This is a genomic window from Streptomyces sp. MUM 2J (assembly GCF_022414535.1).
GTDB lineage: Bacteria > Actinomycetota > Actinomycetes > Streptomycetales > Streptomycetaceae > Streptomyces.
In genome coordinates this window covers 20722-31949 of the sequence record NZ_JADWYM010000007.1, presented here as the reverse complement: position 1 = coordinate 31949, position 11228 = coordinate 20722, and the positions used below count along the sequence as shown (strand labels likewise).

General features: G+C 73.0%; 8 protein-coding genes. 1 reads left to right on the top strand and 7 read right to left on the bottom strand.

Translation table 11 applies throughout. The annotated features are described in order from the left end of the window. Positions 1-335: 335 nt before the first annotated feature. The 5 genes from I3F54_RS09330 to lpdA form a co-directional block, all read right to left on the bottom strand. Entirely contained in the window at positions 336-644 is a 309-nt protein-coding gene (locus I3F54_RS09330) for an SHOCT domain-containing protein (protein ID WP_240118171.1), read from the bottom strand. A gap of 29 nt (positions 645-673) precedes the next feature. Then, entirely contained in the window at positions 674-1135 is a 462-nt protein-coding gene (locus tag I3F54_RS09325) for a DUF6325 family protein (protein WP_240118170.1), read from the bottom strand. A 151-nt stretch (positions 1136-1286) separates the two neighbouring features. Continuing rightward, entirely contained in the window at positions 1287-1817 is a 531-nt protein-coding gene (locus I3F54_RS09320) for a methylated-DNA--[protein]-cysteine S-methyltransferase (protein WP_240118169.1), read from the bottom strand. Between the two features lie 40 nt (positions 1818-1857). Next, a complete protein-coding gene (locus I3F54_RS09315) occupies positions 1858-3441 on the bottom strand; it encodes an AlkA N-terminal domain-containing protein (RefSeq protein ID WP_275675907.1) in 1584 nt (527 codons plus the stop codon). A 137-nt stretch (positions 3442-3578) separates the two neighbouring features. Next, the gene (gene lpdA / locus I3F54_RS09310) at positions 3579-4991 is read right to left on the bottom strand and encodes a dihydrolipoyl dehydrogenase (RefSeq protein ID WP_240118168.1); all 1413 of its coding nucleotides are present in this window, start codon (positions 4989-4991) and stop codon (positions 3579-3581) included. Positions 4992-5307: 316 nt separating this feature from the next. Between lpdA and I3F54_RS09305 the strand changes: the two genes are divergently transcribed. Next, complete coding sequence (locus tag I3F54_RS09305) at positions 5308-5850, top strand: hypothetical protein (RefSeq protein WP_240118167.1); 543 nt, start codon at positions 5308-5310, stop codon at positions 5848-5850. An 82-nt stretch (positions 5851-5932) separates the two neighbouring features. On the opposite strand, the gene I3F54_RS09300 is transcribed toward I3F54_RS09305, so the two are convergent. Together I3F54_RS09300 and msrA are read right to left on the bottom strand one after the other, a co-directional pair. Further along, positions 5933-9838: a glycoside hydrolase family 2 TIM barrel-domain containing protein gene (locus I3F54_RS09300; RefSeq protein WP_240118166.1), complete on the bottom strand. Its 3906-nt coding sequence runs from the start codon at positions 9836-9838 to the stop codon at positions 5933-5935. A 740-nt stretch (positions 9839-10578) separates the two neighbouring features. Beyond that, positions 10579-11100, bottom strand: coding sequence for a peptide-methionine (S)-S-oxide reductase MsrA (msrA, locus tag I3F54_RS09295; protein ID WP_240118165.1), 522 nt, complete (start codon positions 11098-11100; stop codon positions 10579-10581). Between the last annotated feature and the right edge of the window lie 128 nt (positions 11101-11228).

The following is an 11228-nucleotide window of genomic DNA, read 5'->3' as shown; positions in this document are numbered from 1 at the left end:
CTGCTCGCCGTCCGCGGCCACGGGCCCGGTGTCCCGCCTGGCCATGACGTCCGACTCCCAGATCCCCGGCCACCGTTGCCCCGACCGCCCCGGCGACGGGCCCCGAGGCGGAGCGGCTCGCGACGGACGGGTGACCGCGTGGGCGCTCCGCTCTCGCCGACGGGGCGATCCGCGCATCGGTCGGCCCCGTCGTCCGCCGGACCCAGCAGGCGGACGACGGGGCCGACCGAACGCGCCGGGCCGCGGACCAGAACCGGCCCCGCGCCGCTCACGGGAGCGGCGCGGGGCCGGTGGGGACCTCGTCCGGTAGGTCCAGGTCCGGTACGTCCGGGGCGTCAGCCGAGGACGCGGCGCTTCTGGGCCTCGAACTCCTCTTCGGTGAGGGCTCCCTGGGCCTTCAGCTCGCTCAGCTCCTTGAGCTGTGCGATCCGGTCCGCCATGTCGTCCGGGGATCCGTCCGAGGGGGCGCGTTGGGCCTGGGTCTGGGCCTGGGGCGCGGGGGCCTGCTGCTGGGACGCGGCCTGCTGCGTGTAGTCCTGTTGCGCCCACCGGCCGGCCTGGCGCCGCGAGACCCGGTTCGACACGGCTGTGGCGGTGCCCGCCACGACGGCGGTGCGTGCGACACCGCGGAGCAGTCCAGGCATGTCTCTCATCTCCCAGTGGTGGTGCGGTGTCACGCGGCGGCGGGGCCGCTGCCGGGCGGCGAGGCCTCCGCGGCCTCCAGCGAGGCAAGCAGCGCCTGGACCGGCACCCGCCCGCCCGCCACGAGTTGGGCGCCGCTGCGCCGGAGCGCCCGCGCGAGCGGCGCCGCCCAGAGGTTCTCGTAGATCACGAGTGCCGCGGAGTTGCCCGGTTCCAGCACGGCTCCCGCCTCGTCGATGTCCTCCTGGCCCATCAGGCCGGAGGACGCGCCGTTGAACACGGACAGGTCCACCTCGTCCCCCAGGTCCGCGAGCTCCACGACGGAGACCGAGCCGTCCTCGTCCTTGCGGACGAAGAGGAGATCGAGGAGGCGGATGATGCCGCGGTCGACGAGGTCGACGAGGAGCGGCAGGCCCTCCCCCGTCATGCGGTTGCCGGGGAACTCGACGACGAGGTAGTCGACGGGACCCATTTCTTCCACAGCGTCACTCATGTGCTCACTCCCGAGGAGTGGTGGGGACACGACGATGTCGCGCGTCCGCGCCGACCGGTGTCCGCGCGGGCGGGCACGTCGTTTCCGACGTTTCCTTTGTTTCCGCCTCAATTCCACCATCGGTGCCGGGGCCGCGCACGTCGTGTACGTCTCACCGGGCCTCCGGCCGGGTGTCGGCGCCGGCGCCCGTCCAGGGGCCCGGGATCAGGGCCGCCTCCCCTTCGAGGTCCAGCAGGTGGCGCTTGCGCTCCAGACCGCCGCCGTAGCCGGTGAGGCTGCCGCCGGCGCCGACGACGCGGTGGCAGGGGACGATGATGCCGATCGGGTTCCGGCCGTTGGCGAGGCCGACGGCCCGGGACGCGGTGGGGTTGCCGAGGGCGGCGGCGAGGTCGCCGTACGTGCGTGTCCGGCCGTAGGGGATGCTTCTGAGCTGGTCCCACACACGGCGCTGGAACGGTGTCCCGTCCGTACGCAGGGGCAGCGTGAACTCGGTCAGCTCCCCCGCGAAGTAGGCCTCCAGCTGTGCCTTCGCCTCCCCGAAGGGGGTGTCCTCCCGCTGGCCGAACGTCTCCTGTGCGGGGCGGTGCCGTTGGCCGGTCATGTAGAGCCCGCACAGGACGCCGTCATGGGCGACGAGGGTGAGGGGCCCGAGGGGGCTGTCGGTCACGGTGTGCTGTCTCATGGCTGCCCTTCGATGTCACGGGTGCTGCGGCCCAGGCCGTTCAGGGGGTTCCGCGGCGCCCGGCGCGGGCCCGCCCGCCGGGCCGTGGCCCCGCGGGCGTTGCTCCGCCCGCAGCGCCGGGCCGGGGGAGGAGGTTGATCGGGTGGCTGTCGGTGGCCCACAGGTACTGGACCGCGTAGGCCCGCCAGGGGCGCCAGGCCTGCGCGCGCACGGTCAGTGCCCCCGGGGTGGAGGGCAGGCCCAGGTCCCGGGCGGCGCGGCGGACGCCGAGGTCGGTGGGGAGGAAGGCGTCGGGGTCTCCGAGGGCGCGCATCGCGACGATGTCGGCCGTCCACGGGCCGAAGCCGGGCATTTCCAGGAGGCGGGCGCGGGCCTCGGCCCAGTCGCTGTCCGCGCCCAGGCGCAGTGAGCCGTCGGCCAGTCGGCCGGCCAGGGTGGTCAGGGTGGTGCGGCGGGTCCGCGGCATCGCCAGCGTGCCGGGGTCGACGGAGGTGAGTGCCCCGGGCGTCGGGAAGAGATGGGTGAGACCGCCCTCGGGGTCGTGGACCGGGTCGCCGTGCGCGGCGACGAGGCGGGCCGCATGGGTGCGGGCGGCGGCCGTGGAGACCTGCTGGCCGATCACGGCCCGGACGGCGAACTCGGCCTCGTCGACGGTGCGCGGCACGCGCCGCCCGGGCGCCTTGTCGACCAGGGGCGCGAGCACCGGGTCGGTGCGCAGCTGGTCGTCGACGGCGGCGGGGTCGGCGTCCAGGTCGAGCATGCGGCGGCAGCGGCTGATGGCGACGGTGAGGTCGCGCAGGTCGCTGAGGGTGAGCCGGCAGGCGATGTGGCCGGGGGCGGGGGTCAGCGCGACGACGCCGTACCCGTACGGCAGGCGCAGCGTGCGCCGGTAGGCGCCGTCCCGCCACTCCTCCACCCCGGGGACGGCGGTGGCGGCGAGGTGCCCGAAGAGGTTGTCGGGGTGGAGCGGGGCACGGAAGGGCAGGCGCAGGTTCAGGGCGCCCGGCCCGGTCGCCGGGGCGGTCTCCGGCGGACGTGCGGCGGCCTCCTTCGGGGCGCGGGCCCGCAGCTCGCTCGGGCTGAGGGCGAAGACCTGGCGCACGGTGTCGTTGAAGGTGCGGATGGAGGAGAAGCCGGCGGCGAACGCGACGTCGGCCATGGGCACCGTGGTCGTCTCGATGAGGAGCCGGGCGGTCCGGGCGCGCTGGGCGCGGGCCAGGGCGAGCGGGCCTGCGCCGAGTTCGGCCAGGAGCTGGCGTTCGACCTGGCGGGCGCTGTAGCCGAGCCGTACGGCGAGGCCGGGGACGCCCTCGCGGTCCACGACGCCGTCGGCGATCAGACGCATCGCGCGGGCGGTGAGGTCGGCACGCTGGTTCCACTGCGGTGAGCCGGGGCTGCTGTCGGGCCGGCAGCGCTTGCAGGCCCGGAAGCCGGCCTGCTGGCAGGCCGCAGCACTGGGGTGGAAGACCATGTTGACGGGCTGCGGCGGCACGGCCGGGCAGCTCGGCCGGCAGTAGATGCCGGTGGTCACGACAGCGGTGAAGAACCAGCCGTCGAAGCGGGCGTCCTTGGACTGGACGGCGCGCACACAGCGCTCCCGGTCGGTGTGCATCCCGTTCTGCATGGGTCAAGCCTGGGGCACGTGCCGGGGGTGGGGCTGGCGGGAATCCGACCTCGACGTCGACCGGCCCGCGCCGGCCCTGATCGCGTTCGGCGGCGTCCCCTCCCCCGCCGCGCGGCACGGTGCACGGCCCGGCGGGATCAGAAGTTGATCATGTGTCCGGCGAGTCCGTGGACGGCCTCCTTGACGGCCTCTCCCAGTGTCGGGTGGGCGTGGACGTTGCGGGCGACCTCGTGGACGGTCAGGTCCCACTGCTGGGCCAGTGTCAGCTCCGGCAGCAGCTCGGTGACGTCGGGGCCGATGAGGTGGCCGCCGATGAGCTCGCCGTGGGTCGCGTCGCTGATCAGCTTCACGAAGCCGGTGGAGTCACCGAGGCCGTGCGCCTTGCCGTTGGCGGTGAAGGGGAACTTCGCCACCTTGACGTCGTATCCGAGGTCTCGGGCCTGCTCCTCGGTGTAGCCGAAGCTGGCGATCTGCGGCTGGCAGTAGGTGGCGCGCGGGATCATGGCGTAGTCGAGCTCCATGGTCTCCGCGCCCGCGATGGTCTCCGCCGCGACCACGCCCATCGCCTCCGCCGCGTGGGCGAGCATCAGCTTGGCGGTGACGTCGCCGATGGCGAACAGGTGCGGGACGGACGTACGGCAGCGGGCGTCGACGTCGATGGCACCGCGCTCGGTGACGCGCACCCCGGTCTTCTCCAGTCCGTAGCCCTCGACGTTCGGCTGGAACCCGATCGCCTGGAGCACCTTGTCGGCCTCCAGGACCTGCTGCGAGCCGTCCTTGGCGGTCACGGTCACCCGGACCCGGGGCCCGGACTCGTCGATGCCGTCGACCCGGGTGGCGGTGAGCACGTCGACGCCGAGCCTGCGGTACTGCTTGGCGAGTTCGGCGGAGACCTCGGCGTCCTCCAGCGGGGTCATACGGTCCAGGAACTCGACGATCGTGACCTTCACACCGTAGTTGTGCAGCACGTACCCGAACTCGACCCCGATGGCGCCGGCCCCGGCGATGACGATCGACTCGGGCAGGTCCTCGGCGAGGATCTGCTCCTCGTAGGTGACCACGCGGGAGGTGCGGCGGGTGCCGGGCAACAGTTTCGGTGTGGCGCCGGTGGCGATGATGCAGTGGTCGAAGCCGATGGTGCGGGTGTCGCCGTCGTACCCGGCCACCTCCAGGGTGTGCGGGTCGAGGAAGGTGCCGCGGCCGTCCAGCTCCGTGATCTTGTTCTTCTTCATCAGGTAGTGGACGCCCTTGACCCGGCCGTCGGCGACCTTGCGGCTGCGGCGGAACGCCTCCCCGTAGTCGAACGTCACCTGCCCGTCCACCCTGATCCCGAAGGTCTTCGCCTCGCGGTTGACGATGTGCGCCAGCTCGGCGTTGCGCAGCAGCGCCTTGGACGGGATGCAGCCCACGTTCAGGCACACTCCGCCCCAGTACTTCTCCTCCACGACGGCGACGCGGCGGCCCAGCTGTGCGGCGCGGATCGCGGCGACGTAGCCGCCGGGGCCCGCACCCAGGACCACGACGTCGAAGCGATCGTCCTGCTCGGCCATGGGGACCACCTTTCGGCACGGTTCAGTCGGCTCGAAGTGATTCTTCCGCCCCGGACTGCTCCTCGCCACACCGTCCACGGACCGCTCCGGCCGGAGCGGCGCCGGGACGCGCCGGGGCCGTATCCGGAGCCCCGCACCGCCGCACGGCGGCCTTGGGCGGACCCGGTCGCGGGTGGGACCGGGCCCGCGGCGCTCTCCGCCCGCTCCCGGACGCCTTCCACCCGGCCGTCGGGCACGCCCCACCGCGCCCGACGGGAGGCGGCGGGTCACTCCCCCGGACTTCCCAGGAGAGGCCCGCTATTGTCATGATCCAGCCATGACTGGCGACGATTCACCCGTGTACACGGCGCGCTACGGCTGGGACCTGCGGACCACGTGCGTGGTGGCGCTCTCCCTCCTCTTCGCGTCGGTTCTGCTGCTCCCGGACACGCCGCTGTTCGCGAGGATCCTGGGTCTGCCGCTGTTCGGCGGGGGCGGCCTCTTCGCGACGTACGTGGCGTTCAGCGGCAAGGTCGCCTTCCGGATCGACGAGACGGGCGTGCTCCTCGGGGGGAGTCCCGCACGGTACGGGGCCACCACCGCGCACGTGCCCTGGGACGACATCACGGGCTTCGTGCTCTGGCGCCAGGCCGCAGGCCCCGCCTCCGTGCGCTACGCGGGGGTCGTCCGGCGCGAGGGCGCGCCGCCCCTGCCCGGGGACGGCCCCAGGAGCCGCGCCGTCCTGGAGCGTCTCGTTCCGGTGTCCGCCGACGTCGCGGTGTCCTCCCGGGCGGTGACGGGGTGGCGTCTCGACAAGGAACGCCTGACCGGGGCCGTCGCGCACTTCGCGCCCGGCGTCCCCGTACACGACGCCCTCTAGGCCTTCCCCGGAGCCCCCTCCGGGCCGGGTCCGGCCGTCGGGCACGCCTCCCCCGCGGGCGCGGCGCCGCGCCCGCGGCGGTTCAGTCGTCGACGTCCACGGCCGTGGGCCGCCTCGACGCCGCCGTCGCCTCGGCCAGGTCCGCGAGGGGCCGCAGCCGGTAGGTGTAGGCGTAGTCGCGGTCCGCGAAGAGCTTGTACGCGTCGTGGGTCTGGGCCCCCCAGCTGTTGTCGCCGCCGACACCCATCTGCCGGTGGTTGACCCGGAGGACGACCTCCTCGCGGGGTTCGAGCTGGTAGTCGTGGCGGGCGGCGAGGGAGAGGTCCTCCGGGGTGAAGTGGGAGGCGTTGACCTCGATCAGCGGCTCCCCGCTGACGAGCAGACCGCTGCCGCCGCCGTCGGTGAGGGCCAGCCACCGCACGTCCGTCCTGTTGCCGTTCTCCTGGGGGCGGATGTAGGGGGTCCACTGCCCCGAGACGGTGCCGGACCACAGGCCCACGTCGGTGCCGTCGTTGCGGTCCCGGTAGTTCTCCTCGGGGCCGCGTCCGTAGTAGCGCAGGTGCTCCAGCCGGCCGGGCAGGAACAGCAGGGTGCCGACCTCCGGGATGTACGGCAGGCTCGCCGCCCCGGGATGCAGGGTGTTGTCCACGCGGATCTCGCCGTTGCCGAACACCGTGTAGGTGGTGGTGTACGTCGAGGTGACGGTCGTCGGCAGGGTTCCGGCCACCTCGATCCGCACCGCGCGGTCGAGCAGGGCGCGCACGGTGACGGAGGTGACGGTGCGGCGGGCGCCCGCGTCGCGCCAGGTCCGGTTGCGGGTGTGCTGCCCGTTGCCGTGGTCGTTGTCGGTGGGCGCCCGCCAGAAGTTGGGGGCGGGGCCGGAAACGATCAGGTCACGGCCCCTCGCCCGGTACGAGGTGATGGCGCCGGTGCGCCGGTCGACGGTGACGCCGAAGTCCTGGCCGGTGACGGTGACGGCGGTGCCGCCGTCCTCGTACCGGAGCGCGGGGACGCTCCGCAGCGGCACGGCGGTGACGGCCGGGCCGGCGGCGACGAGCGGGAGCTGTGACCGCGCCACCTCGAAGCCCGCCTTCGCCCACGGGGTGGACTCGCGGAGGGCGAAGGAGAGTTCGAGGAAGTACTCGGTGCCGGACGCCGGGTCCGCGGGCAGTTGCAGGGGGACGGTGACGTCCTTGGCGGACAGCGGAGTCACTTCCAGTTGGCGGCGCGTCAGCTCTCCCCTGTGCAGGGTCTGTCCGTCGGCGACCAGGGTCCAGGTGCCGTCGAAGTCGCGGAGGTTGGTGAACAGGTGCTCGTTGGTGAGCCGCACCGTGCGGTCGTCCTGTGCCGCCCAGGCGGCGCCGATCGCCTGGTAGATCCGCTTGATCTGGGCGGCCTTGCCGGTGTGGCCGCGGTCCGCGGTGACGATGCCGTTCGCGGCGAAGTTGCCGTCGTTGGGGTTGTCGCCCCAGTCGCCGCCGTAGGAGAGGAAGGTCTCCTCCTCGGGCTGCTTCCGGGTGAGTTGGGCGGTGGCCGCGTCGAACCAGAAGCGGACGCCGTCGCCGTCCGGACCGCGGCCGGTGTCGGCCAGCTCGGCGGCGCCGAGGGCGCGGGCATACACCCGGGCTCGGCGGACGGTACCGCTGAACTCGCGGGTCATGGTGTCCGCGTCGACGGCGAGGGAGAGCGGGGCGGTGTTGCCGCTCGGCCGGCTCGTGGTGGTGCGGGTGGCCCTGACCACGCCGTCGACGTGCAGCGTCAGGGTGCCCGCGGCGGCGTCGAAGACGCCTGCGACGTGGTGCTCGGTGCCGGTCCAGTTCCCGGGCAGGGACCAGCTCGCGCTGATCCAGCCGCTGCCGCCGTAGATGAAGAACTCCAGTTCGCCGCCGGTCTGCTTCAGCGCGTACTGGGTGTCGCCCTTGGCGATGATCGGCTGGTGGTAGCCGGTGAAGCGCGGGGTGATCCACGCCTCCAGGGTGAGGGAGCCGGTGAGGTCCAGACGCGGGTCGCGGGCGAAGACCGTGGCGCCGGACAGGCCCCGCGTGCGGTCGAAGGTGCCCGCGGCGGCGATGATCTCGCCGCGCAGGCGGACGGGACCGGTCTCGGTGAGCAGGGTGCGCGCGGGGGTGGGCCGGCGCAGGGACTGGTCGGCGAAGTCCCAGATCCAGCCGCCCTGGAGCACGGCGTGGCGCCGGACGAGGTCCCAGTACTCCGTGAGGTTGCCGCACGAGTTCCCCATCGCGTGGGCGTACTCGATCATGACATAGGGCCGGGTGTCGGAGGTGTCCGCGGCGCGCTGCGCCACGCGTGCCGGGCTCTCGTACATCGCGGAGCGGATGTCGCTGATACCGGGGCGGTCGTCGCCCTCGTACTGGATGACGCGGGTGGGGTCGCACGAGCGGATCCAGTCGTGCAGGGCGACGAAGGTGCTGCCGCCGCCGGCCTCGTTGCCCAGCGACCAGATGACGACCGAGGCGTGGTTCTTGTCGCGGTGCACCATGTTCCTGGCGCGGGCCAGGCAGGCGGCGGTCCATTCCGGGTGGTCGCCGGGGTACCGGCTGCGGATGCCGTGGGTCTCCAGGTTGGTCTCGTCGACGAGGTAGAGGCCGTACTCGTCGGCGAGTTCCAGCCACTGGGGGTTGTCGGGGTAGTGGGAGGTGCGGACGGAGTTCATGTTCATCCGCTTGATGAGGGTGATGTCCTCGACCATGTCGGCGCGGGTGAGCGCGGTGCCGCGGTCGGGATGCATCTCGTGGCGGTTGGTGCCGCGCAGGGAGACGGGCCTGCCGTTGATGCGCATCAGGCCGTCCCGGAGGGCGAACTCGCGCAGACCGACGCGGTGCGAGAGGGTCTCGGTGACCTGGCCGGCGGGGTCGCGCAGTTGGAGGACGGCGGTGTAGAGGTAGGGGTCCTCGGCCGACCAGAGTCTCGGTGAGGGCACGGCGCGGACGGCTCGCACGGTCCGCTCATCGCCGTCGGGCACGTCGGCCGGCTGCACGAGGGGGCGGGGCCAGACGGGGTGCCCGGCGGCGTCGTACAGCATGGTGTCGACGGTGTACCGGCCGCCGGGGCGGTCGCCGTAGGCGCGCACACTGGCGGTGACCGACAGCTCGGCGCTGCGGTAGCCGTCGCCCAGGGGGGTGACGAGGGTGAAGTCGCGCAGGTGCACGGGTGGGGTGGAGTACAGGTAGACCGAGCGGAAGATGCCGCTCAGCCGGATCATGTCCTGGTCCTCCAGCCAGTCGCCGTCGCAGTAGCGGTAGACCTCGACGGCGATCTGGTTGGCGCCCGGGAGCAGGTGGTCGGTGACGTCGTACTCGGCGGGGGTGAACGAGTCCTCGTGGTAACCGGCGAGCCGGCCGTTGATCCACACGTAGTGCGCGGACTTGACGCCCTCGAAGTGCAGGAAGGTGCGGCGGCCGGCCCAGTCCTCCGGGACGGTGAAGGTGCGCCGGTACTGGCCGACGGGGTTGTAGCGGGTCGGCGCCGCGGGCGGCTGGGGGTCCTCTCCGTGGCCGTTGGGCCCCCAGTAGGGGTAGGTGACGTTGACGTAGATGGGGAAGTCGTGGCCGTGCAGCTGCCACACGGAGGGGACGGGGATGGTCTCCCAGCCGCTGTCGTCGAGGTCGGTGCGGTGGAAGTCGGGGTCCCGGTCGGCGGGACGGTCGGCGTACGCGAACCTCCAGGTGCCGTCGAGGCCGAGCCGGTACGGCGACGCGGTGCGGTCGGCGGCCAGGGCGTGCGCGAGGTCCGGGTACGGCATGAGGGTGGTGTGCGGGGGCTCGGTGCCCACCTCGAAGACGTCCATCCGTGCGTTCCACTCCGGCGGCCCGGCCGCCGCGTCCTCGGGTTCTGCCGCGTGCGCCCGCCCCGGAGGTCCGGACAGGGCGAGAGCGCCGAGGACGGCGGCCGACGATTCCAGGAGCCGGCGGCGGCTGACGGGGGCCCGTCCGGCAGGTGCGGGCCGGGACGCGTGCGGGTGCGGCATGGCCGTGGCCTTCCTCGTGACGCCCGTGGGCTGCACGGACTGAGGTGCGTCGGATTGTGTTCAGTGCTGTTTGTATTTCGAAATTGTTGATATTTCGAACGAGAGCGCGCACATGCCGAGAATGAGGTAACCGCTGGTGCGGGAACGGCTACCGAGACAGGCACACCCTAGGACCGGGGCAAACACAAGGCAATGATCCTGTCGGAGTTTGTGCGTTCCTGATGATCTGACGCCCCGGATGCGGGACTCGTGCATCCCGGCTGGGAGGGAGCGGTCGCGCCACGGACCGCGACCGCTCCCCCTCGCCCTCCCCTGCCCGAGGAGAACCGGACCTGCCCCACTGCACCACGCGCGACGGCGTCGAGATCCTCTCCAGGGACCGGGGCAGCATCGGACGCCCCGCGGTCCGCCTCCACGGACGGCCGCTCAGCGGCGACGCCTGAGCCGTGTACCAGACCGTCCAGGGCGGCGCCGACTGCGTGGACGCCTCCGGGGCACACGAACCTCCACGAGGACCCGGAGGAGTTCGACGTACCGACGCTGATCGCGCACGACGACGATGGTGCCGATCGGCGCCACGGCGCGCGAGACGCCCGCATCGCCCCCGGCGCCGTCCAGAAGGTGCACGGGGGCGGCTCGCACGGCATCGCGACGGTCGCCGGGGAGGCGAGGGGGTCGACGCGGACCTCGTCGGCTTCCTCAGGAGCCGAGCGGGCCCCGGCCTGCCGGGGCCCGGCCCGTCACTCCGCAGCCGTGGCGGCCCTCCTCGGCAGCCTCCAGTCCGGGCGCGGGAAGTGGCAGGTGTAGCCGTTCGGATAGCGCTCCAGGTAGTCCTGGTGCTCCGGCTCGGCCTCCCAGAAGTCACCCACCGGCTCGACCTCGGTGGCCACCTTGCCCGGCCACAGCCCGCTCGCCTCCACGTCCGCGATGGTGTCCAGCGCGATCCGGCGCTGGTCGTCGCCGGTGTAGAAGACGGCGGAGCGGTAGCTGCGGCCGATGTCGTTGCCCTGACGGTCCCGGGTGGTCGGGTCGTGGATCTGGAAGAAGAACTCCAGCAGTTCCCGGTAGCCCGTGGCCGCGGGGTCGTAGAGGATCTCGATGGCCTCGGCGTGGTCACCGTGGTTGCGGTACGTGGCGTGGGGGGTGTCTCCCCCGGTGTAGCCGACGCGGGTGGCCACCACTCCTGGCTGCTTGCGGATCAGGTCCTGCATGCCCCAGAAGCAGCCGCCCGCCAGTACGGCCCGCTCGGTTCGGACTGTCATGTCGCACTCCCTGTCGGCGCCGCGCGGACACCGGCAGTGCCGTCCGGGACCGCGCGCCGCCCTGCTCGGTCATCCCCTCCAGTGTGCAGTGTGCGGCACCGGGAACGCGATCACCGTCCGGGGGCCGG

Bases quoted from the DNA above. Each gene is read 5' to 3' on its own strand.
- I3F54_RS09330 (WP_240118171.1), bottom strand. From the start codon at position 644: ATGCCTGGACTGCTCCGCGGTGTCGCACGCACCGCCGTCGTGGCGGGC.
- I3F54_RS09325 (WP_240118170.1), bottom strand. From the start codon at position 1,135: ATGAGTGACGCTGTGGAAGAAATGGGTCCCGTCGACTACCTCGTCGTC.
- I3F54_RS09320 (WP_240118169.1), bottom strand. From the start codon at position 1,817: ATGAGACAGCACACCGTGACCGACAGCCCCCTCGGGCCCCTCACCCTC.
- I3F54_RS09315 (WP_275675907.1), bottom strand. From the start codon at position 3,441: ATGCAGAACGGGATGCACACCGACCGGGAGCGCTGTGTGCGCGCCGTC.
- lpdA (WP_240118168.1), bottom strand. From the start codon at position 4,991: ATGGCCGAGCAGGACGATCGCTTCGACGTCGTGGTCCTGGGTGCGGGC.
- I3F54_RS09305 (WP_240118167.1), top strand. From the start codon at position 5,308: ATGACTGGCGACGATTCACCCGTGTACACGGCGCGCTACGGCTGGGAC.
- I3F54_RS09300 (WP_240118166.1), bottom strand. From the start codon at position 9,838: ATGCCGCACCCGCACGCGTCCCGGCCCGCACCTGCCGGACGGGCCCCC.
- msrA (WP_240118165.1), bottom strand. From the start codon at position 11,100: ATGACAGTCCGAACCGAGCGGGCCGTACTGGCGGGCGGCTGCTTCTGG.